Origin of the sequence: Mucilaginibacter sp. SMC90, from assembly GCF_022811725.1 — a bacterium.
Classification (GTDB): Bacteria; Bacteroidota; Bacteroidia; order Sphingobacteriales; family Sphingobacteriaceae; genus Mucilaginibacter.
In genome coordinates, this window is the sequence record NZ_CP094527.1 from 3,445,987 (window position 1) to 3,468,824 (window position 22,838).

The following is a 22,838-nucleotide window of genomic DNA, read 5'->3' on the forward strand; positions in this document are numbered from 1 at the left end:
ATGAAGAAAATTACTCTTGCTTATTTAGCTTTTTTGAGCTTGGCTTTTACTGATAAAACCTTTGCCCAGAAGGCGGATACAGTTGACGTAACCAATATTAAATTTAAGGTTGAGGCCGCGCCCGAATGGTCGGCTTTATTAAAGAGGGATTCGGGCTGGTTTGGGGGAGACGGTATTTATACCATCCCTTTAAATGGTAAGGAGACCGGCCTGGCAAAAGCTAACGATAAAGTACTTTTCATTTTTAGCGATAGCATGATTGGCGCTGTACGTGATAATACAATGGCTCCGGGAGCGGTAATGATCCATAATGCGGTGGCTGTGCTGAAAGGTAATAAGCCGTTGGACAAACAGATGAAGTTTTATTGGGACAAGAACACCAAAGGAAAGCCTGAATCGATTTTTATTCCGCATACACCCAAAACCGGGGATAAAGATTATTACTGGCTTGGCGATGGCTTTGTAAACCAGGCCTTAAACAATAATATTTACATTTTTGGGTACCGGGTTCATAATGTAAGCAATGAGGCGTTTGGTTTCAGAGAGGTTGGTAATACACTCATCAAGATCCCGGCAAACAGTAAGCCACCGTATAAAGACCTGAAACAAATGGATACGCCATTTTACCTGATGGATCAGAAAGGCGAAAGCGGTTCATTTGGTGCAGGCATTTATGTAAATACCAAAGAGGCCGGTGCACCAAAGCCTGACGGTTATATTTATGTTTATGGGGTACGTGGTATGGCTAAGCACTTGATGGTTGCCCGTGTATTACCAAAAGATTTTGAAGATTACAGCAAGTGGACCTTTTACAACGGAGCTACCTGGGTAGGTGATATGGAACAGGTTGCCAATGTAACCAGCAGCGTATCAAACGAGTTAAGTTTTAGCCCGCTGCCCGATGGTCGGTATGCGCTCATATTCCAGGTTGGGGGGATGACTACATCTGTAGGGATGAGGATAGGTGCAAGCCCGGTTGGTCCTTTTGGCCCGATCATTAAACTGTGGGATTGCCAGCCGGATTTGACAGCTAAAACTTTTGTAGTTTATAATGCCAAGGCGCATCCAAGCTTATCAAAACCCGGTGAACTGCTGATCAGTTACAACATTAACTCAGTTGACTTTTTGAACGACCTAAAGAAATATCCTAATCTGTACCGACCAAGATTTATCAGGGTGAAGTTTGAATAAACCCTAATGATCTCGAATTGAATGAGCACAAATAGGCTCGAATTAAGACGAATTACACGAATTTTAATTAACACGGATGGTTTCGAATTTTAACGAATTGCACGAATGTTTTAATCTCAGATCAGCATTCGCGTCTATTCGTTGCAATTGGAGGAATTAGTGTTTTATCAATTTATAAACCAATGAACTTACGTTCGCTTATTTGCGCCGCAGCGCTTATTTATACCGGAAACCTGTTTGCCCAGGAAAGCAATCTTGTAAAGTATGTGAACACCCGGCAGGGTACCAACACTAAATACGAGTTTTCGTATGGAAATACTTATCCTGCCACTTCACTGCCTTTCGGCATGAACACCTGGACTGCGCAAACTGGTAAAAATGGCGACGGCTGGAAGTATCAGTATTTCGAGCATACCATCCGCGGCTTTCAGCAGTCGCACCAATGTAGTTCGTGGGTAAATGATTATGCTGTGTTCTCATTAATGCCGGTAACCGGCAAACTGGTGGTTAATGAAGATGAAAGGGCAGCGTCATTTAGCCACGATAACGAGGTAGCCCAACCAAGCTACTACAAGGTAAAGCTCGATAATAATATTACCACCGAAATCTCGCCTACCGAAAGAGGGGCGCATTTACGGTTTTCGTTCCCGAAAGGAGGAAGTTCCTATCTTGTTTTGGATGGTTATACCAAAATGAGTGAAGTAAAGATCATGCCCGCCGAACGTAAAATAACGGGCTATGTAAACAATTGCCGTTGGGCACCGAAAGATTTCAGGAACTACTTTGTCATTGTTTTTGATAAACCATTTGCTGATTATGGTACCTGGGAAAATAAAAAGAACACACTTTCTGCAAAAAATCAAAGTGCAGAAGGAGAAGGCGTCGGGGCTTATATTCAATTTAAAGATGGTGAAACGGTACAAGCCAAAGTAGCTTCTTCTTATATAAGTACAGAACAGGCGGAACTTACGCTAAACACCGAGTTAGGTAAATTCAAATCTTTTGACGATACCCATAAGGCGGCTGATAAAGTGTGGAACCAACTGCTTGGCCGCATGGCCATTGAAGGCGCTACTGAAGATCAGAAGGCTACTTTTTATTCCTGTATGTATCACGCCAACCTGTTTTCACATCAATTTTTTGAATACGGAAAAGATGGCAAACCATACTATTACAGCCCATATGACGGTAAAGTTCACGACGGTTATATGTATACCGATAATGGTTTTTGGGATACCTTCCGCGCCCAGTTTCCACTAAATACAGTGTTACACCCCAAAATGGAGGGCCAATTGGTACAGGCACTGCTTGATGCGCAACAGCAATGTGGCTGGCTGCCGGCCTGGTCGTTCCCGGCGGAGACAGGAGGAATGTTGGGCAACCATTCCATTTCTTTGTTAACCGATGCCTGGGTAAAAGGCATTCGTACTTTCGATCCTAAAAAAGCCCTGGAAGCCTACTACCATGAAGCAACAAACAAAGGGCCATGGGGAAGTGCTAACGGCCGCCCGGGTTGGAAAGAATATTATGCCAACGGCTATGTACCCTTTACACCGCAAACACTTGGTTCAACCGCCTGGACACTGGAGTTTGCCTACGATGATTTTTGCGGTTATCAGCTGGCCAAACTCACCGGTAATAAATTTTATGAAGATGTTTTTGCTCGGCAGATGTATAATTATAAAAACCTGTTCGATCCTAAAACGCGTTTCATGCGCTCAAAGGATACAGAGGGTAACTGGATAGAACCCTTTGACCCTATGGATTGGGGCGGCCCCTACACCGAAGGTAATGCCTGGCACTGGACCTGGTCTGTTTTTCATGATACACAAGGCCTGATAAATTTGATGGGGGGAGAGAAGAATTTTACCGCCAAAATTGATTCGGTATTCACCGAACCAGGCACCATCAAGGTAGGAGGGTATGGACAGGTAATTCACGAAATGACCGAGATGGCAGCCTTTAAAATGGGACAATACGCGCAAGGTAACGAACCTATTCACCACTTGCTTTATATGTACAATTATGCTGGCCAGCCCTGGAAAGCTCAACAGCATTTGCGCGACGTGATGGACAAAATGTACAATGCCGGCGAAAACGGTTATCCCGGTGATGAAGACGAAGGCCAGATGTCGTCATGGTTTGTGCTGAGCGCCGCAGGTTTTTACAGCGTTTGCCCCGGCACAGATCAATATGTTATTGGCAGCCCAATGTTTAAAAAGATGACCATCGCTTTGGAGAATGGCAAAAAGTTCGTGATTGAAGCTAACAATAACAGCAAAGAGAACGTGTATATACAGTCGGCAACGCTTAATGGTAAGCCGTATACACACAACTGGATCACTCAGACTGATATCATGAACGGCGGTGTACTCCATTTTGAAATGGGCGATAAACCGGCAATGAGCCGTGGACTTGCTGCTGAAGACCGGCCGTTCTCGCTTTCAAAGCCACGATAAAAAGACGCCAGGAGGCTGTTTAAAAGTGAATCTGAAAATCGTCGTTGCGAGGTACGAAGCAATCGCAAACTGCACAGAGCGGCTCTGCAATCGGGGATTGCCGCGTACCTCCCAATGACGGCTTTTAAATATAGGAATTATGTATATATCCGCTAAAACGATTTTATGATCAATCTTTACAAGTTTAAAAAGCTATCTTTATTAATTGGCCCCATGCTGCTTATATTTAGCATGGCATCGGCACAGGAGATCTTTTATCTTAACAACACCAACAAACAAATCACCTGGAAGGTAAAAGCGCAAGCAGATCTGGGTGCCGACAGCCTTGACATTTACAAAAATGGTTATATGACTGCCGATTGGGTAAAAGCCGTTGTGCCGGGCACCGTGTTTTCATCATACGTTGCTGCCGGTTTGGAGAAAGATCCCAACTTTGGCGATAATATTTACAAGGTAGATAAAAAGAAGTACGACCGCAATTTTTGGTACCGAACGGAATTTAGCGTTCCTGCCGGATTCATCAAACAAAAAACCTGGCTCAATTTTAAGGGGATCAATCGTAAGGCAGAGATTTACCTTAACGGAAAGAAGATAGGAAGCTTGGATGGTTTTATGCAACGCGGCCTTTATGATATAACCAGGTTGGTTAATAAAACAGGCTCAAATACGTTAGCTGTATTGGTTTATTGCCCGCTAAACCCATTGGTAAACTATGCAAGCCCAACTTATATCCCAAGCGCCAGCTGGGATTGGATGCCTTATGTTCCCGGCCTCAACAGTGGCATCACAGATGATGTCTACCTGACTAATACAGGCAGTCTTACCATTAATGATCCATGGATCCGAACGGATGTGCCTACTGTCGCCCGCGCCGAAGTTTCCGTTTCTGTGGGCGTAAAGAACAGTACTGATGCTTTTCAAACCGGAACCTTAACCGGCGTTATCAACCCTGGCAATATCCAGTTTACTCAAAAGGTATTTGTAGGAGCTAACAGCAATGCAGAAATAAAAATCGATCCAAAACATTTTTCGCAGCTGGTGATTAACGGCCCAAAACTGTGGTGGCCCAATGGTTACGGCGATGCTAATTTATATACCTGTAAACTAAGCCTGAAGCTGGGCGATGAAATATCCGATAGCAAACAAATAAAATTCGGTATTAAGAAATACAGCTATGATACTACCGGTCATGTATTGCACCTGTATGTAAACGGCACCAAAGTGTTTTTAAAGGGAGGCAATTGGGGCATGGCCGAGTATATGCTCCGTTGCCGTGGTGATGAGTATGGTACTAAAGTACGCCTCCACAAGGAGATGAATTTTAACATCATCCGTAACTGGATAGGGTCAACCACCGATGAGGAGTTTTACGATGCCTGCGATAAATACGGTATCATGGTTTGGGATGATTTCTGGCTTAACTCCATCCCCAATTTGCCTAATGATGTAAATACGTTTAATGCCAATGCCATCGGAAAAATAAAACGTTTCAGGAACCACCCTTCAATTGCCATTTGGTGCGGTGACAATGAGGGCGAACCCTTACCGCCGCTTAATAATTGGTTGAGAGAAGATATCAGCGCTTATGATGGCAATGACAGGTATTATCAACCTAATTCGCATGCCGGTAACCTGACAGGAAGCGGCCCCTGGACTAACTTTGATCCACGCTGGTATTTCAGCCGTTTCCCAAATGGGTTTGGCGGTAACGAGGGATGGGGGTTGCGCAGCGAAATTGGTACAGCAGTATTTACCAATTTCGATAGCTTTAAAAAATTTATGCCGAAGGACAAATGGTGGCCCCGAAATGAAATGTGGAACCTGCATTTCTTTGGGCCATCTGCAGGTAACGCCGGGCCAGACAGGTATGATGATGGTATTAAAAACCGTTATGGCACACCTTCAGGCATCGAAGATTATTGCCGCAAAGCCCAGCTGCTGAATATCGAAACTAATAAGGCCATGTATGAGGGCTGGGAAGATAACATTTGGGAAGATGCTTCGGGTATCATGACCTGGATGAGCCAGTCGGCTTACCCATCGTTAGTGTGGCAAACTTATGATTACTACTATGACCTTACAGGCGCCTATTGGGGAGCAAAAAAAGCTTGCGAACCTTTGCATATTCAATGGAACCCGGTAAGCAACGCTATCAAAGTAATTAATACAACCCGTAACGATGAAAATGGCTTAACCGCTTATGCCGATGTTTACAACAGCGATGGGCAGATCGTGAAGCAATACAGCATGTCAAAAGCTCTTGATGCCCCATCAAATACCGCATTAAACTGCTTTACCTTAGCCTTTGCAGATAACCGCGAAAACCTGGCGCTGAATAAACCTGCATTTGCATCGTCAACTACCATGGGCGAAGCCGGTTCTGTAACGGATGGCAATTCGGGCAGCCGGTGGGCCAGTAATTCAAACGACGGCGAATGGGTCTATATTGATCTCGGCAGTGAGCAGGAAATAAATGGCGTTAAGTTAAATTGGGAAGAAGCCTACGGTAAAGCTTTCAAGATCCAGGTATCTGATGACACTAAAAGTTGGAAAGACGTTTATGAAAGCGGTGACGGGCATGTTGGGGTACAACAAATCACATTTGATGAAGTAAAAGGCCGTTACGTACGCATGTACGGGCTACGGCGTGGCTCAGGCTGGGGATATTCACTCTGGGATTTTGAAGTATACGGCGGCGCACCCAGGAGCACCGGCCTTACCGATGTTCATTTCATCAAACTAAAATTGGTTGATAAAAACGGAAAATTGATATCTGATAATTTTTACTGGAGAGGTAATAAGCGGACTGATTTTACCGCTCTTAATCAATTGCCTAAGGTTTATCTGAAAGTATCATCCACTGTAAAGCAAGCAGAAGATAAGTATTACGTTACTGTAAGGATCACCAATCCGTCATCATCAAAAGCCGCCGCCTTCGCCATTCGGGTACGGGCTACAAAAGCAGGTACTGGCGAGCAGATATTACCTGCTATCATGAATGATAATTATTTTTCGCTCATGAAAGGTGAATCAAAAGAGGTTAGGATAGAATTTGATGCATCACTATTGGGTAAGGATAAGATGAAATTATTGGTTGAGCCATATAATGACCATGCAGCTGCAGAAAAATAAACAATAACCTTTGGTACATTGAGGTTTTAACCTAATTTGCCGGTCCGATTAACTCACAAACCTGCACAATGGATATCAAACCCAAATTTACCGAACGCAAGTTCCTTGTAGTACTGATTTTTGTAACCTCGTTGTTTATGCTCTGGGGTATAGCCATGACCCTTGGTGATACCCTTAATAAACATTTTCAAAATGTTTTGCATGTTTCAAAATCCCGCTCGGCTTATGTACAGCTGTCGTTATTTGGGGCTTATGCAGTAATGGGTATTCCGGCCGGTATGTTCATGAAAAAATTTGGTTATAAAAGCGGCGTACTTTTGGGGCTGGCACTTTATGCTGCGGGAGCATTTTTGTTTGTTCCGGCGGCTGATGCTAAATCGTTTGATTTCTTTAGGGTAGCACTATTTGTACTTGCATGTGGCCTGGCTACACTCGAAACCGTAGCGCATCCTTTTGTGGCTTCTCTTGGTGACCAAAGTACCAGCGACCAGCGTATTAACTTTTCGCAGGCCTTCAATGGTGTTGGCGGCGTTATCGGTCCGCTGTTGGGCGGTTATTTTGTTTTAAAAGGTGGTCAGGAACATTCTAACGATCTGATATCAGTAAAGCATCTTTATATTGCTATAGGAACAGTAATAGCATTGGTTGGCATCGCTTTTTCATTTTTGAAAGTACCGTCATTACAGGATCCGCATGTAACGCCTACAGATTCTTATGCAGTAGCCGCAGAGGGTCACGTTCAGGAAAAGTTGTTTAAAAAAAAGCATTTTATTTTTGCAGCTATAGCCCAATTATTTAATGTAGCCGCGCAAGGTGGTACCTGGGCATTTTTTATAAACTATGGGCACGAGATAATGCATTTAACCGACGAACGCGCGAGTTATTATTTTTCGTTAAGCATGGTCATGATGATGGTTGGCCGTTTTATCGGTACTTTCCTGATGCGTTATATTGCTCCTAATAAATTATTGGCCGTATTTGCTTTGGGCAATATCCTGATGTGTATCATCGTGGCGCAGGGTTTTGGCATAGTTTCGTTTGTTGCCCTGCTGTTCATCAATTTCTTTTTCAGCATTATGTTCCCAACTATATTTAGCCTCGGATTGAAAAACCTAGGGGCACAAACGCAAAACGCATCGTCATTTATTGTAATGGGCGTTGTTGGCGGGGGGCTATTTCCACCCGTTATGGGCCTGATAGCTAACCATAATGTTGCTACGGCATATTACCTGCCAATCATTTGTTATGCTGTAATATTTTTATTTGGCATAGGTTATCCTAAACTTAATAAGCAAGCAGTTTGATAAAACAGCTTAATCGATTTATTTTTATATTTAGGCCAATAATAGCTCAATAAACTATGGTTATTGAGCTATTATATTTTATATTTGATTTTAGCCAATTTTAAGCCGAGTGAAAAAACTATCGATTGTTGATATTGCCAATGAACTAAAAGTTTCCAAAACCACTGTATCATTTATACTGAATGGACGTGCCAAGGAAAAACGGATAGGTGAGGACCTGGTTGAACGTGTTACCAAATATGTTGAGCAAGTAGGATATAAGCCTAACTCATTGGCTAAAAGTCTGCGTACCGGTAAGTCCAATACCATTGGTTTGATGGTTGAGGATATTTCAAACCCATTTTTTGCCAGCATAGCGCGGCTTATTGAAGACAGGGCTTACAAAAACGGCTATAAAATAATTTATTGCAGTACCGATAATGATACCCAAAAAACCAAGGAGCTGATCAATATGTTCCGCGACAGGCACGTGGATGGCTACATTATCGCTCCGCCCGAAGGTATTGAAGATGATGTAGAACAACTACTTAAAGACGGCTTACCTGTGGTAATGTTTGACAGGCATTTGCCCGGAGTAAATACCGATTACGTAGAAATTGATAATCTTTTCAGTACCTACAATGCCACAAGACATTTAATCCAACAAGGCTATAAAAATATAGCTTTTGTTACGTTTGCTTCTTCACAAACACAAATGATGGCCCGTGTGCAGGGCTATAAAGATGCGTTAAAAGAAAACCGGTTTTCGCCCGTGGTTAAAGAGATAGTTTTTAACCAGGATGAGGATATGATCATTAAGCCGATGACAGCATTCTTTAAAAAATATAAGGATCTTGATGCGGTAGTTTTTGGTACAAACCATGTTGGTACATGCGGGCTAAAAATATTTAATACTCTCGGTATCAAAGTGCCGGATGATATGGCTGTGATATCTTTCGATGATTATGATGTGTTTAAGCTATATTCTCCCCCGGTAACTGCCATCGCTCAGCCGGTTGATGAAATTGCAGATAACGTGATCACTGTTTTACTTAAAAAACTAAATTCAAAAGGAGGGAGCACGGCCTCTCATTCCGTAATCCTTAAAACCAATTTGCAGATCAGGGGGTCATCATCGGCTTTAAAGGTTGATTAAATCCAGAAGAACCATATATAAGCGGGCACAAGTAATACACTCGCAATGAATATATATTTCGTATATGTTCAACTTCTGTCTTATCTTTAAATAAATAAATCATTGTTATGACACGGGCTTTTATTATAAAAAATAAGGCGAGAATGGTATTGGCATTGGCCGTGCTTACCGCTATGCTTTTATTGGCCAATTGGAATGGCCGCGATAATGTAAAAGCGTTGGATAAAACGCTTACGTCTATAATGAACGACCGTTTGATGCCGGCTACGTTTGTGCATGAGATAAGCAATCGGCTTTATGAAAATAAACTGACTTCAGCAATGTCGGGTTCAGATATTCAGGCCAAAATCAACCATAATTATGCAGCCATTGAAATATTGGCAAAAAAATATGAAGCCACTCAACTAACGCGCGAAGAATCGGCAAAATGGAAAACTTTCCGGACCCAGTTGAGTAACCTGAGGAATCAGGAAACTGATAAACATAGTACTGAATATGTTTTTGCCCAGGCCCTTAAATCGCTTGATCAACTGATAGCCATACAGGTTGGCGAGAGCAACCGATTGTTGCAAAGCGGGCAAAAGAATGTTAGCTCGAGTATCCTTACAGCAAACTTTGGCGCTGTGCTTTGTGTTGTACTGGTATTGTTTATCATGGTGTTGTTAAGTGCCAGAGAACAATTGATTTTTCGGCGGGACGAACACCATTTGCTTAATTAAAAGCAGGTTAAAAAATAAATCCAGGCTCAGGGTTTTAAACTAAATCTGGATTTTATTTTTTTCGCCTTCCGGGTTCGTTTACTTTAGTCGGTCGCGATAAGATCTTCCTTTTTAAGAAGCTCTTAAATAGCCATTACATTTTCCCCGCCTTTAAGCACGTACGTTTTTGCTTTCCACACCAAAATGCCTGATGTATGCAGCGGTAGGTTTATTTTTATTTTCCATTTGTTGTTTTCAAGAGCATAATTAACTACAACCTTGCCATTTGGGTGTGGGATTTCGCCGCTCACATTGGTTAGTGCTCCCAAATGCGGTTCAATCTTTATCTTACTAAAGCCTGGTGAATAGCTATCGATACCTAAAACCGTTCTGAAAAATTCAATATTTGGGCTGCTTCCCCAGGCATGGCAGTCAGACCGGCTATATTTAAGGTCAGAGTATTCGGCCCAGGTAGTCAGGCCCATTTTGATATTTTCGCGCCAAATATCCAGCCAGTTCATGTAATCGTCACCTAATCCGCCTTTCACCAATGCCTGATGCAGGTAGTATTTAAAATAAATAGTGCATTGGGTTAGTGATGTATCTGTCAATAATCTTTTAGATAATTTTGGCAGATCTGTATCTTTTACCATTCCGGTAAGTATAGCTAATGAATTAGCGTGCTGCGAAAAATTATCTTTATCGCGGGTATCGGCATACAGCATTTTCACTGGGTCCCAATATTTGCGTTGAACGGTTTGTTTAAGTTTAGCAGCCTGTTTGTTGTACAAAGCGGCATAATCAGGTAATCCCATCTTAGTTTCCATGGCAGCAGCCCATTGGTAGGCCCACAATAACTGCATATCAATAATAGCCGAACTTCCGTCTGTGCCTTTTGGTGGCGAACCTACTTCCCAGTTTTTGCCGCTTGCCCAATCCACAAATGTCCAGTATGGCGTGTTTTTTAATGAACCATCACCTTGTTGATATTGACTAAAGAACTTTAATACCGCTCGCTCTCCGTCCAGTTTGTCTTTAATAAAAGTACTATCGCCCCTATACATCCAATAATCATACAGCATACCTATATACCATAAAGAAAAGGTTGAAATGATTTGAGTATCGTGAGTGGGATAGCGGCTTTGAGTAACCCCTTCGGCCAAACGCGAGTGATCCATCAGATTAATGGCGTTGCGCGCAAGCCGGTCATCGCCGCTGTAATAGTAAGAAATCATGGCTTGTATGCGGGTATCGCCAATATATTGCAGCTGCTCATAGTATGGGCAATCCGTATACGTTTCAAATGCGTTAAGGCGGGCCGTGCGCCAGCCGATATCAAGAATCTGTTTTATTTCGTTGTTGTTGGTATTAAAAACAGCGCGTTGTTTAAAAGGATATCCGGTAAAGGTGCCGTACAGGTCATTGATTACCAATGGCTCATTTTGGGTATGCACAATCAAACGGATGTAGCGGAATGTTCTGAAATTGAGCGTGGTATATGATTGCTCTTTGCTGCCGTTAGAGATCAAACTATCTTTTCTTCCAGAAAAATCCTTGCCCTCCACATCGTTGCGATTGCCTTTGCGCATGCCATATTTAGTCAAATTATCAAAAAGGGATTCTGCATAGCTTAAGGAAATGCCTGCATCTTTTCCGCCGCTAAAATTAATGGTAGGATAGGCGTTGGTTAGATGTGTTTGGTCAAGCAGTACGGTAACCGTTGTGTTTGCCGGGATTGTTAATGGGGTTTTGGTTGCTGGAAAAGCCGGCGGTATCTCCATTCCGCTGGTTTTGCGTACAACAGAAATCCGCTCATAAATCAACTCCTGGTGTGGAATAGATGAAGGTACCAATTGCCAGCCAAAACCGTCAGAGCGTCCCTTTAACTGACCGCCAAAAAGGTTAGCAGCTTTTGGCCAGCTGCTGTCATCAAAATCTGGCGAGTACCAGTTCATGACGCTCTTATTCATGTCTACCATCTCGCCGGTGCTGGCTGCAAAGTAGCCCCAAATTGGCTGATAACCTTTATCCTGAACGCTCTTCCAGGTATTATTGGTATTCAGAATTTCCTCGGCTGCTGTACTGCCCTGTATAATAAACGCAGTGCGTACGCTGATCTGTGCTTCCGGACGGTATTGGGCCTCATTCCACACTAAAGCAGCTACTGTATTTTTACCGGCGACGAGATAAGGTGCAAGGTCAACTGTTTCATAGTTCCAATAAAAGGTATCGCCCCTGGCAGGGCCAAGGGATACCAATTTGCCGTTTACGAATAGCTTATAGCGGTTATCGGCAGATACATTAATAACAAAGGTGGCTGGTTTGCCAGCGAGCTCAATGTTTTTTCGGAAATAGTAAATGCCATATTCATTCCCGGTGATTGCCGGTACCGAGATCCATTGCGCATTCCATGTCCTGTCGCCCGCGTTTTTTTGGACGGGGGAGGCGCTGCAGGGTTTGACTAAGAAAAAAGTTGTTGATAAAAGTAAAATTAGTAAGCTTTTCATTCAGGTTTATTGGTTAATTAATAATGGTCAGGTTGTTTTTTCCTGGTTATGTACAATAATAGAATTGGTACGACTAATATAATTAAATCGATTTAGCATTTTACTTTAATTTTTATTTTTTTATAGATATTCTTATCTCGGATGTTACTATCCGGAAGCTTAAATACGTTGATGTGTTTGCCCTAATCAGGATAGCGGAGGTTTAAAAAGTAATTCATAAACTGTTGCTTAAGTAGCCCGATGAATTTTATATTTGTTTAAACCTGCCAGTTTTATACCTATGAAAAAAATAATCCTGTTCCTGCTCTCGTTTTATTTTATCAACAAAGTAGCAGCCCAAAACGCTACCCAGCCGCTTATTATACAGGGAAAGCTCAGCAATTCGGCCGAGAAAATGTTAAAGATCTTTTTTGAAGATGCTAAGGGTAAATCGGTTATCGATACGATCAGGCTTAATGATTCAGGTGAGTTTTATTTAAAAACCTTCAAAATAACCAAGCCTCAACGTACCAGCATTCAGCAAAATACTACTCAAATTAACCGTATCTATGTAGCCCCGGGATATGATCTTCATATAATCGGTGATGCCAGCGATTATGTCACACTGTCAAAAACTAAGAAAATCACTGGCATTGGTGCCGAAAGCAATCAATACCGGGTGAAATTGGATTCGATCCTGGTAGCCCGGAACGACAAAACAGCATGGTATGAGCTCAAAACTGACGAACTAATCCTATTCCTTAAAAAAAGCAAAGCATTGGACGATTCGTTGCTAAATGCAGTGTTTAGTAAACCTGCAAAACAGGATAAATATGTCAATACGTTTAAGAAAATGATTGACCTGGATAATCAAAGTTTAAACTTTTATATGATGCTCCAACACCTTGAAATGAGCAAATACAATGCAGCTCAAATTACGGAGCTGGTAGCAAAAAGCACGCCTTCAGCTTTTTCAAAAGGTATATCACATGACGAATATTTAGTATCGGATGATTATAAATCATGGGTGCTGCCGCTTTATTACACCTATGAGCAACGCCTGGATCTGCTGCGTGATTCTGCATCGGTAAAGCAGCCCGGTTATGAACTTGAAAAAATAAAGCAGCTTTTTACCGGAAAAGTCAGGGATTACTACCTGAACCGTTATGTTGAAAAGAGAATTGGTAGTGCCAATTCTTTTGAGCAATTAAACTTTGCCCAAAAAGAAATGCAGGCATTTATTGGTGTTATTAGCAACGCAACTTTAAAAAAGAACCTCGCCGATGGTTTTATGGAAAAGAAGAAACAACTGATGCAGGTGCAAATTGGTAAACCTGCTCCTGCTTTTACTTTGACCGATGATCATGGAAAAGTTTTTAGCCTGACCGATTTTAAGGGGAAAGTTGTTTATATCGACCTTTGGGCGAGCTGGTGCGGGCCTTGCAGGCAAGAAATGCCTTCATTTAAAAAACTAAGCGACAAATTTAAAGCTAACCAGCAGATTGCTTTTATCAGCATTGCCGTGCACGATGGAGAGAAGGAGTGGAGAAACGCACTCAAAGAAGAAAAGCCGGATTGGCTGCAGCTTTACGATAAAGATGGTACTGTGGCGCAATCATACATAGCTTATGCTATACCAAAATATATACTGATTGATAAAGAAGGGAAAATGCTGAGCTTTGATGCGCCCGGTCCCGGAAATGCCCAGGCCGAACAATTAATCAAAGAGGCTATCGCGAAATAGTTATAGCGTTTTCACATTTTTTCAAGGGCGTATGACGCCATGTCGGCTTTCAGGCTTTTAATGGTGATCAATGTTGTATAAGCAGAAAGTATCGATTGAACCTGAAAATACAAAACCGATATCCTAATTGACCATTGATGACCAATTAGGATATCGGTTTTTATATTAGATGTTTTTGTTATCCGGTTAGTTTAAGAAATATTGGCCAGGATCTCGCGCCATTCTTTCAGCTCAGGTAAACCCGGTTTGCGTTTACCGAAAAGTTGTACTATCATTTCACCTTCGCTATCAAAAAGCTCAATTGAGTTAACGTCTCCATCAGCCGATGGTTTAACAACGTGCCATACCGCAGCAACGGCATCCATGCGCAAATGCAGGTTAAATTCAGGATCGATCACATTAAACCAGGTATCCATTTCAACAATGCGGGTAACGGTACCTGTGTGGATCTGGATACAGCCGTGATTGCCAACAAATACCATTATAGGCACCTGTTGTTCTGCACAATGCTGTACTACACCTTTAAAATCATCAGCATTGATCTGTTTAGCAAAACCAGCAGGGGCAAGCCTCAAAGCTTGCGTACGGTTAAGGTTAAAACGTTTGAGTAAACCAAAAAACTCATGGGTATCCTGCAGGCCTGTCCATGCTTCATGAAATGCTGCTACATCAATTTCTTCGTCGGGCAGGGCAGGTTTAGCAGCTGGCTCTGTTGGGAACAACGCCACTGCCTGCTGATCGGCTTTGCGGAAGCGGGTAACCAGTTCATGATAATTTTCAACGTTGCTTTTATCGGTAAGGTAGATCTTGTGTATGGCAACGCCGTTTCCGTCAAAAAACTGGAAGCTTTTCAGATTATTATCCTCTACGGCAAAACCCAATTTCCATTGGCTCATGAATAAACGCAGGTCGATATCCGAGCCTAAAACCAAACCGGCGTGAGGGCTGAAAGATACTTTTTCGTAAATGCCTTTGCGCTCGTGAACGCAACATTCGTTACGGGTAAGGGCCATTACATAACCCAAACCGGTGATTTCTTTCAATAGCGCGTCGAATGTATTTTCAAGAATGACCACGTTTTCGCCGAGGCTGGTCATCAGTAATTCGGCTTCGCTAACATTTAATGCAGCAGCGATATCACGGATCCTTTTCTTTGGATTTTCGGCTTTAAAGGCAAGATATTGTTCTTTTAATGAAATGGTTTCCATATTTATAGTGTGAAGGATTTTAAATTGTATTCGGGTACTTCATGTGTGATCACTTTAGGCATAATAAATTGCTTAAGCGTGTTGGGGTTAGTAAAAACATCGGCCTCCGTTTCAAAAACATCGTAAATGCTTTTGCTGTTGAGGATTTCGGCAGGGGTGCCGTGATACCATTTCCGTCCGTTTTTAAGCATCATGATATTATGGGCATATTGGGCAGCAAGGTTGATATCGTGCAATATCGCAACCACGATAAAGCCCTTTTTTGCCAGCATGGCTGCCAGCGATAAGGTTTGCTGCTGATACAGGATATCCATGCCCGACACGGGTTCGTCAAGCAGCAGCAGTGCCTCAGGCGTATCCCAGATCTGGGCCAGTACTCTTGCCAAATGGACACGCTGTTGCTCTCCTCCTGATAACGATAAAAATGAACGCTCGGCCAGGTGTGTAGTTCCGGTGATGGTCATCACCTCGCTGATAATATCCAGGTCATGAGCTGTAGGCTGGTTACGGTAATGCGGATAACGTCCCATCTGCACTATCTCTATCGCTAAAAAATCGAGATTAATGATATTTTGTTGATTAAGGATAGCGCGTTTTAATGCCAGCTCTTTTGCAGCATAGCTGTTTAAGGTTTTTCCCGATAGGGAGATTGATCCGGATGTAGGTACTTTTTCGGCGCTAAGTAAACGCATCAGCGATGATTTACCGGCCCCGTTAGCACCTAATATTACCATGACCTCGCCGGGATGAACCATAAATGATACATCTTTCACCAGGGTGTGTTTCCCGGTTTTATAAGTTACATTTTCAACTGTAAGCATCTTATCGGGTAATTTTCTTTTTATCTTTTATTAAAATATACAGAAAAACAGGTGTGCCCAGCAAAGCGGTTATTACGCCTATTGGCAACTCCACCGGTGCAACTATTTTCCGGGCTATCATATCGGCAAGGGTAAGGATCAAAGCGCCCATCAATGCAGATGCAGGCAATACCCTACGGTTATCCACCCCAAAAATGAGCCTTACCATGTGCGGTACCAGTAAGCCAACAAAGCTGATAATACCTGATACCGCCACGGATGCGCCAACCGCCATAGTAGATAGTATAACCACCCAGCGTTTTACCCGGCCCACAGGTAAGCCCAGTTGCTGAGCCTGCGTTTCGCCCAATGCAAAGGCATTGAGGGTTTTGGCCATAGTTGGTAATAACACTAACGGGATAATTACAAAGGGCACAAGGCATAAAATAATTTGCCATGTAGCACCTCCCAAACTCCCCAACAGCCAAAACGTAATATTGCGTAGTTGCTGGTCGTTAGCAATGTAGGTAACCAAACCGGTTAAAGCGCCGGCAAGCGCGTTAACGGCAATACCTGCTAAAAGCATGGTTGCCACATTGGGGCGACCGTCATTACGGGAGATCTGGTAAACAACCAATGTAGCAATACCGGCCCCTGCAAATGAGCCGAAAGCAAGTAAATAATAACCCAGTAAATTACTTAAGCCAGCCAGTAGCGCAGTTTCGGCAGCGATGATGAGCACCGCAAATAATGATGCTCCCGAGGAGATTCCGATCAAACCAGGCTCTGCAAGCGGGTTACGAAAAATGCCCTGTATGGCCGCTCCCGAAATTCCTAATGCTGCCCCCACAAGCAAGCCCATGATAACACGGGGCATCCGTACTATGGTCAGGACGGTATCAAATTGCTCATCAATAGGCGTGCTTTTAAATAGCCATACTTTCTTTGCTAATATGAGCAGCACGTCCTGAACGGGGATTTTCATAGCGCCCATGCTCAATGACAGCGCTGCTGTAAAAAAAACGGCTAAGCCTAATATTGTATAGATCAGTCCGTTTTTCATTGCAGGTTTTTATTCAGCGTGGCGATGGCCTGGTCAAGCCTTACGCTGAAGTTGATCAAAAGTTCGCCGTCCATCTGCACTATGCGTTTGTTTTTACCGGCGTTGGTTTGTGCTACTCCCGGCATTTTTAATACGGCATCTGCTCCGCCCAAACTGCTCAGTCCAAAATCAAACATCAGGATCACATCCGGGTTGGCTTCTATCAATGATTCGGTTGTATAGGGCTTAAAGTTGTCAAAGCCCTGTGCGGCATTTTTACCGCCAGCCAAGCTTATAATGGCATCTATGTTGGTGTTTTGTCCGGCAACGAGCATAACCCCGGTGCCACGGGCATAAATGAATAATACTTTCGGCGTTTTACTATTCTTTTTAACCTCGGCAAGGGCTTTGTTCACCTTCGACTGGGTTTGTTTTGCCAGCGCTTCGCCTTTTCCTTGAACCTGAAGCGCTGCCGCTACTGCTTTTATGAAAGCTATAGAACCGGCAACAGAAAACTCCTGTTTAATATTTATGAGGTTTATACCCGCAGATTGCAGCTGATATGCGATCTCTTTTGAAACGCTGCCTTCGGGAGCTAATACAAGGTCGGGTTTGAAAGAGATGAGGCCTTCGGCTGAAACCGTACGATTTTTACTCACCTTGGGCAGATTGTTCACATAGGCAGGGTAAATGCTGGTTACATCCGTAGCTACTATGTTTTTTCCAAAGCCCAGTGCATCAACAGTTTCGGTTAATGCACCACTTAAAGTAATGATGCGCTTAGGTGCCGCTGCACTTGCACTGATGCTAAAACCCAGCAGAAAAAGCAGGAGTAAGTCTTTTATAAACTTGATAGATAGTTTCATACTAAATTAATGTAGGGGTGGTGCATTAAATGGCAACTGTGCTATACCTGAATGTGTAATTGGCCGAAGCACCATCGGCGCTTCCATCTTTGTAATAACTGTCAACTACCAGCTTGTAATACTTTCCATTAGCAGTATGGATAAAGATTACTTTGCCTGCAATGGGAGCAACCACATGATTGTCCATGTTATAAGTATACCAGCCTTTACCGCTGCCCCATGGTAAAGCTGTTTTACCCTTCTGATAGCCAGTTGAAGGGGCCGAGGTGATCTTATCAAAAGATGCATCTGAAACAATCTGCCCTTCGGCGGTGCTGCGCAGCACAATAACGGTATGTTGAAATGCGAGGTCCCAGCCGGTTTTGGAGGTATCGGCTTCACTTACCTCTGTCCCTGTTTCCAGGTTAAAGTAGGTGATCTTATCAGCAGCATTAAGATTTTGAATCTTTTTTACAGCGGCAGTTTGGGAAAACCCGTACCCAACAGGCATGAATATGCAGGTTAGCAGGAGCTTATAGCTTAATTTTTGAAAGGTGTTCATGGTTGAAACTGATTTTTGTATAATGTTAACTTATGCAAAACAAGCATTTAATTAGACTGATTCAAAATAAGGAATGCATTTTTATGAATTTAGTATTTAAGTAAAAGTTAACCTGCCGTTTTTTGAATTTAAGAATAAGTTATTAATAAATATTTGACTATTAGTTGTTTGTGTGTGGTGTGCGTCCGTGATGGAGCCGTAGTTTCTTGTCTCGCTTAATAAATCCCTCCAAAAAGTGTAAAACTTTATCCTTAAACAGTAAAAAAAAATCCCGATTGCGTAAACGATTTCTCATTTCTATGAACGACTTTTGCTTCTGTTTATTTAGACTGATTAAAAATAAGTAAAAAATACTATCGTTCAATGTTCAAATTTTACCTAATGCTTTATCTTAATCTGACCTGTTTTTATTTAACATCCGTAGCTCAGTCCCCTTATAAAATAAGCGGGCAGATCAGGAACGAACAGGGGGAGCCGGTAAATGCAGTCTCCATCCTGATCAAAGAAAACCTAAGAGGCACCCAAACCGATACTATAGGGCGCTTTGTAATAGATAAGTTAAAACAGGGAGAGTACACGCTCATCATTTCGGCTGTAGGTTATGAAAAGCGTTTTCAACAGGTTGTTGTCAATAAAGCTTCTACTTATAATATAAGTATCCGGCTAAAAGCTTTGGCGCAGAACCTTAAAGAGGTAAACGTATTAGGCAAACAGGAAAGCCACGATAACCTGATCGATTTTACCCGTACCCCGATGCCTTCAACCATCATCAGCCGCAAGCAAATTGAAATGATGGGTAGCCGCAGGCTTGATGAGGTACTGAAGGAACAAACCGGACTGGCTATTGTAAACGACATTGGCTCAGGGGCCAGGGCTGTTGGCTTACAGCTGCAAGGCTTTGATAGTGGTTATACCATGATCATGATTGACGGCCAGCCAATGACGGGCCGCAATTCCGGGAATTTCGATCTGTCGCGGATCACAGTAGCCAATATTGAACGCATCGAGATCATTAAAGGCGCATCGTCATGCCTGTTCGGCAGCGAAGCTTTGGCAGGGGTGGTCAATATTGTTACCCGTCAAAATATCTCCCAAAGCCAGGGGCTTGCCAGTTTGCGCTATGGTAGCTTTAATACTGTAGATGCCACGCTTGAAGGGGAAACGCCATTTGCTGGTGGCAGGGGATCTGGTTATATATCAGGTAATTATTATCGCACAGATGGTTTTAATGCCAATCCTTACCTGAGCGAAGGTAAAACAGCACCACCCTACGATAGCTACACCATACAGGGCAGGGGCAGGTACACTTTAAGCCAGATGAATGCGCTTAACATAACCGGCAGGTATGCTATACGCAATTCGGTTAACCAAACTGCCTACAATACTGTGCCAACCCGCGATGTGCTGGTTGAGAAGGATTTGAATGCATCGGCTATTTTAAACACCAATTTTAATAGCGGCCTGCGTTTGAAAACGCAATACTATCTCACCCGTTACGCCACCGATCAAAACATCACCAATCTTACCGGCGGGGTAGTTATTCCTACTAACAACTTTGTACAATACCTGCATAGGGGCGAATTGCAGGCTTCGCAAACTTATTGGGGTACTATGGTATTTACCGGCGGCACCGGCATCCAGTACGAAACCATGAACAATAACCTATACAGCGGCACAAAAAACCAGTCGACAGCATTTATTTATGGGCAGGCCGACTGGAAACTAAGTGATCAGCTTGGCTTAACCGGCGGTGTAAGGGGCGAACGCCATAGCCGTTACGGCAGCAGCCTCAACCCTAGCTTCGGCGTAAAATATCAACCGGCAAAAGCGCTTACCCTGAAGGCAGCAATTGCTACCGGCTTTAAAACGCCCGATTTCAGACAGCTGTATTTAAACTTTACGAACCTTGCAGGCGGAGGATATACCGTTTTAGGTACCGATGTTTTCGCTGCCGAACTTCAGAAACTGCAGGATGCCGGGCAAATAGCTACCGTATTTGCCAACGCAGCCAAAGTAAGTACACTTAAACCCGAGCGGTCTGTGGCCTACAGCGCCGGCTTTACATTGCAGCTAAGTGCCAGTGTAAAGGCGGATGTAAACGGCTTTTATAATGATGTTCGCAACTTCATCAATACCGATCAGGTAGCTTCAAAAAAAGGCGGTCAGCAGGTATTCTCTTATTTTAACATTGATCGTGCTTTTCTTACCGGTGCCGATGTTGGTTTAAGCTGGAGGGTTACCCGAGGATTTAATATATCGGCAGGATACCAACTGCTTTATGCCAAGGATAAGGGAGTTATTGATTCAATTAAGGCAGGGAAAGGAAACTATGCCCAGGTACATGATACCAATACCGGCCAAACCCGCCGCTCAAAAGTTTCCGATTACTTCGGGCTTAATAACCGCTCCCGGCACATGGCCAATGTGAAGTTTACTTATGAGTATGAGCCCAAAGGTATTACCGGCACCTTTAGGGTTAACTACAGGGGTAAGTATGGTTTCCAGGAAGCAAATCTGCCGAATGGATTTCTTGACCCTTACGATACTTATGTATCGGGCTTTTTCCTGTTCAATGCATCGGTACAAAAAAAGTTAATGAACAATCACTTTTCGGTACAGCTAACTGCCGATAACATCTTCAACTACCGCGACCAGCTGATGCCGGCCCAAAGCGGTCGTACCATTATGCTGGGCCTTAACTATCGCTTTTTTAAACAACAATAAACTATGATGAAATTAACATCGACTTATAAACTTCATTATCAAATATTATTCATTGTATTTGCTGCCGTTACCACGTTTAGCTCATGTACCAAAGAGCAGGTAAAGCCGCAACTTGAGGATGGCAGCAGTACCGTAGTTAACGATTTGCCCGGCGATGTTGGGAGTACCATTAACACAGGCTTTAAAACCTTTTATTTCAGCCTTTTAACCAACGCTAAAGTTGATACTTCGGCCAAAAAAACAACCTCCTGGGACCTTTCTTTTGCGCGTGAATACAACTCATATGTGGGGATAAACAGTGGCACGAACGAAGGTAGCTATGGCTTTGGCGGGACAGGAAGAGGGGCAATTATGGCTGTAAGCCAAGCCTATGACCAGGTTAAAGAAGCACCGTCTGACGCTGATTTTGTCGGCAAAGGTGTAACCTCCGTTGGCTGGGACCCCGGCAGCGGATCGGGCTGGTATTTCTACGATCTTAAAACGCATATCGCTGTACCTATAAAAGGCAGAACATTTGTGCTCCGCACAGCTGATGGCAAATATGCCAAATTGGAGCTGGTGAGCATGTATAAAGGCGCACCTGCAGTAGTTACCGATCTCAACTGGCCATCGCCTTATTTCACTTTCCGATACTATGTTCAGCAGGATGGCAGCAGGAACTTATCTACTAAAAATTAAAAATAATTAATCATGAAAATCATAAATATATTTCAAAAACGTGCTGCCACGGGTATTTTAATACTGGCAGTGTTGGCCTCAACATTCACCGCATGTAAAAAAACTGAAGGTGTAAAACCTGATACAACAACACCCGAAACCACTACCCCAACAAGGGACGCCGATAAGGTGCCTTATTACAAATTGCAGCGCGTTGAAAACCTGGCAGCACAAACTGATGATCAAAATCCTACAACGCCTAAAACCGAGATCTTTTTCAGTCTTGATTATAAAAAGGAGCAGCCTGCAACTTACGCCAAAACCTCATTCTGGGATATTTCACTTAGCGGACTTTACAATAGCTTTTTAGGCGGCAACAATAACACCGATGCCGCAAACTCCGGTTACCAGGGACCGGGCAAAGGAGGGATCACCATTGTTCAGCAAGCTTTTGATGATGTAACCGCTATTCCAACAGATGCTGATTTTAAAACAGGTAAGGGTCTGATAGGTACGGATGATAAAGGAAGCTTTGGTACGGGGACTGGCTGGTACCTGTATGATTTTGGCGGAACTGTAGTTGGCGACGGTGGTGAAACTAAGGTGCATGTGGCTTACGCTTTGGGAAATGCGCTTAAGCTGGCCGATGGTAGCACCTTCCCTGCACGCACAGTTATTGTTAAAACCGCGTCCGGAGATTATGCTAAAATTAAAATGATAAGCTGTTATAAAGATGTTTTTACTCCCGACCAGATGTTCACCAATACCCCGCATATGTACTTCACTTTTGAATATGTGATGGTACCTGCCGGAAGCACAAAATTTGAGATAAAATAATACCCTACACTATC

The 22,838-nt window shown here is 43.1% G+C and carries 16 protein-coding genes; 10 read left to right on the plus strand and 6 right to left on the minus strand.

Annotated features, from left to right (window positions below; genetic code table 11):
* The 6 genes from MTO98_RS14605 (at nucleotide 1) to MTO98_RS14630 (ending at nucleotide 9,940) form a co-directional block, all read left to right on the plus strand.
* Nucleotides 1–1,191, plus strand: a complete 1,191-nt coding sequence (locus MTO98_RS14605) for a DUF4185 domain-containing protein (protein ID WP_243487330.1) — start codon at nucleotides 1–3, stop codon at nucleotides 1,189–1,191.
* Between the two features lie 182 nt (nucleotides 1,192–1,373).
* Nucleotides 1,374–3,650 carry a GH92 family glycosyl hydrolase gene (locus tag MTO98_RS14610; protein ID WP_243487331.1) on the plus strand — a complete coding sequence of 759 codons (2,277 nt, stop codon included), beginning with the start codon at nucleotides 1,374–1,376 and terminating at the stop codon, nucleotides 3,648–3,650.
* 165 nt (nucleotides 3,651–3,815) lie between these two features.
* A complete protein-coding gene (locus tag MTO98_RS14615) occupies nucleotides 3,816–6,782 on the plus strand; it encodes a discoidin domain-containing protein (protein WP_243487336.1) in 2,967 nt (988 codons plus the stop codon).
* A gap of 68 nt (nucleotides 6,783–6,850) precedes the next feature.
* Nucleotides 6,851–8,086 carry an L-fucose:H+ symporter permease gene (fucP, locus tag MTO98_RS14620; RefSeq protein WP_243487337.1) on the plus strand — a complete coding sequence of 412 codons (1,236 nt, stop codon included), beginning with the start codon at nucleotides 6,851–6,853 and terminating at the stop codon, nucleotides 8,084–8,086.
* A 109-nt stretch (nucleotides 8,087–8,195) separates the two neighbouring features.
* Complete coding sequence (locus tag MTO98_RS14625; protein WP_243487339.1) at nucleotides 8,196–9,221, plus strand: LacI family DNA-binding transcriptional regulator; 1,026 nt, start codon at nucleotides 8,196–8,198, stop codon at nucleotides 9,219–9,221.
* A gap of 107 nt (nucleotides 9,222–9,328) precedes the next feature.
* Nucleotides 9,329–9,940, plus strand: coding sequence for an MCP four helix bundle domain-containing protein (locus MTO98_RS14630; protein WP_243487341.1), 612 nt, complete (start codon nucleotides 9,329–9,331; stop codon nucleotides 9,938–9,940).
* A gap of 122 nt (nucleotides 9,941–10,062) precedes the next feature.
* Here MTO98_RS14630 and MTO98_RS14635 read toward each other — a convergent pair whose 3' ends face one another.
* The gene (locus tag MTO98_RS14635) at nucleotides 10,063–12,426 is read right to left on the minus strand and encodes an alpha-L-rhamnosidase C-terminal domain-containing protein (RefSeq protein ID WP_243487342.1); all 2,364 of its coding nucleotides are present in this window, start codon (nucleotides 12,424–12,426) and stop codon (nucleotides 10,063–10,065) included.
* Nucleotides 12,427–12,706: 280 nt separating this feature from the next.
* Here MTO98_RS14635 and MTO98_RS14640 point away from each other — a divergent pair, with 280 nt between their 5' ends.
* A complete protein-coding gene (locus MTO98_RS14640; RefSeq protein WP_243487343.1) occupies nucleotides 12,707–14,149 on the plus strand; it encodes a TlpA disulfide reductase family protein in 1,443 nt (480 codons plus the stop codon).
* A gap of 191 nt (nucleotides 14,150–14,340) precedes the next feature.
* Here the strand turns inward: MTO98_RS14640 and MTO98_RS14645 are convergent, their stop codons facing one another.
* From MTO98_RS14645 to MTO98_RS14665, 5 genes are read right to left on the minus strand one after another with little or no spacing between them, the layout of a single operon-like run.
* A complete protein-coding gene (locus MTO98_RS14645; RefSeq protein WP_243487345.1) occupies nucleotides 14,341–15,357 on the minus strand; it encodes a hemin-degrading factor in 1,017 nt (338 codons plus the stop codon).
* A 2-nt stretch (nucleotides 15,358–15,359) separates the two neighbouring features.
* Nucleotides 15,360–16,178, minus strand: a complete 819-nt coding sequence (locus tag MTO98_RS14650) for a heme ABC transporter ATP-binding protein (protein ID WP_243487346.1) — start codon at nucleotides 16,176–16,178, stop codon at nucleotides 15,360–15,362.
* A gap of 1 nt (nucleotide 16,179) precedes the next feature.
* Nucleotides 16,180–17,220: an iron ABC transporter permease gene (locus MTO98_RS14655; RefSeq protein ID WP_243487348.1), complete on the minus strand. Its 1,041-nt coding sequence runs from the start codon at nucleotides 17,218–17,220 to the stop codon at nucleotides 16,180–16,182.
* Nucleotides 17,217–18,065, minus strand: a complete 849-nt coding sequence (locus MTO98_RS14660; protein ID WP_243487351.1) for a hemin ABC transporter substrate-binding protein — start codon at nucleotides 18,063–18,065, stop codon at nucleotides 17,217–17,219. The genes MTO98_RS14655 and MTO98_RS14660 overlap by 4 nt, the downstream gene beginning before the upstream one ends.
* 25 nt (nucleotides 18,066–18,090) lie before the next feature.
* On the minus strand, nucleotides 18,091–18,606 hold the full coding sequence (locus MTO98_RS14665; RefSeq protein WP_243487352.1) for an HmuY family protein: 516 nt from the start codon (nucleotides 18,604–18,606) through the stop codon (nucleotides 18,091–18,093).
* A 381-nt stretch (nucleotides 18,607–18,987) separates the two neighbouring features.
* Here MTO98_RS14665 and MTO98_RS14670 point away from each other — a divergent pair, with 381 nt between their 5' ends.
* Genes MTO98_RS14670 through MTO98_RS14680 form a run of 3 tightly spaced genes read left to right on the plus strand, consistent with a single transcriptional unit; the run spans nucleotide 18,988 to nucleotide 22,824 of the window.
* The gene (locus MTO98_RS14670; protein ID WP_243487353.1) at nucleotides 18,988–21,330 is read left to right on the plus strand and encodes a TonB-dependent receptor; all 2,343 of its coding nucleotides are present in this window, start codon (nucleotides 18,988–18,990) and stop codon (nucleotides 21,328–21,330) included.
* A gap of 3 nt (nucleotides 21,331–21,333) precedes the next feature.
* Entirely contained in the window at nucleotides 21,334–22,008 is a 675-nt protein-coding gene (locus tag MTO98_RS14675; protein WP_243487354.1) for an HmuY family protein, read from the plus strand.
* Nucleotides 22,009–22,020: 12 nt separating this feature from the next.
* The gene (locus MTO98_RS14680) at nucleotides 22,021–22,824 is read left to right on the plus strand and encodes an HmuY family protein (RefSeq protein WP_243487356.1); all 804 of its coding nucleotides are present in this window, start codon (nucleotides 22,021–22,023) and stop codon (nucleotides 22,822–22,824) included.
* The last annotated feature ends 14 nt before the right edge of the window (nucleotides 22,825–22,838 follow it).

Bases quoted from the DNA above. Each gene is read 5' to 3' on its own strand.
- MTO98_RS14605 (WP_243487330.1), top strand. From the start codon at position 1: ATGAAGAAAATTACTCTTGCTTATTTAGCTTTTTTGAGCTTGGCTTTT.
- MTO98_RS14610 (WP_243487331.1), top strand. From the start codon at position 1,374: ATGAACTTACGTTCGCTTATTTGCGCCGCAGCGCTTATTTATACCGGA.
- MTO98_RS14615 (WP_243487336.1), top strand. From the start codon at position 3,816: ATGATCAATCTTTACAAGTTTAAAAAGCTATCTTTATTAATTGGCCCC.
- fucP (WP_243487337.1), top strand. From the start codon at position 6,851: ATGGATATCAAACCCAAATTTACCGAACGCAAGTTCCTTGTAGTACTG.
- MTO98_RS14630 (WP_243487341.1), top strand. From the start codon at position 9,329: ATGACACGGGCTTTTATTATAAAAAATAAGGCGAGAATGGTATTGGCA.
- MTO98_RS14635 (WP_243487342.1), bottom strand. From the start codon at position 12,426: ATGAAAAGCTTACTAATTTTACTTTTATCAACAACTTTTTTCTTAGTC.
- MTO98_RS14640 (WP_243487343.1), top strand. From the start codon at position 12,707: ATGAAAAAAATAATCCTGTTCCTGCTCTCGTTTTATTTTATCAACAAA.
- MTO98_RS14645 (WP_243487345.1), bottom strand. From the start codon at position 15,357: ATGGAAACCATTTCATTAAAAGAACAATATCTTGCCTTTAAAGCCGAA.
- MTO98_RS14650 (WP_243487346.1), bottom strand. From the start codon at position 16,178: ATGCTTACAGTTGAAAATGTAACTTATAAAACCGGGAAACACACCCTG.
- MTO98_RS14655 (WP_243487348.1), bottom strand. From the start codon at position 17,220: ATGAAAAACGGACTGATCTATACAATATTAGGCTTAGCCGTTTTTTTT.
- MTO98_RS14660 (WP_243487351.1), bottom strand. From the start codon at position 18,065: ATGAAACTATCTATCAAGTTTATAAAAGACTTACTCCTGCTTTTTCTG.
- MTO98_RS14665 (WP_243487352.1), bottom strand. From the start codon at position 18,606: ATGAACACCTTTCAAAAATTAAGCTATAAGCTCCTGCTAACCTGCATA.
- MTO98_RS14670 (WP_243487353.1), top strand. From the start codon at position 18,988: ATGCTTTATCTTAATCTGACCTGTTTTTATTTAACATCCGTAGCTCAG.
- MTO98_RS14675 (WP_243487354.1), top strand. From the start codon at position 21,334: ATGATGAAATTAACATCGACTTATAAACTTCATTATCAAATATTATTC.
- MTO98_RS14680 (WP_243487356.1), top strand. From the start codon at position 22,021: ATGAAAATCATAAATATATTTCAAAAACGTGCTGCCACGGGTATTTTA.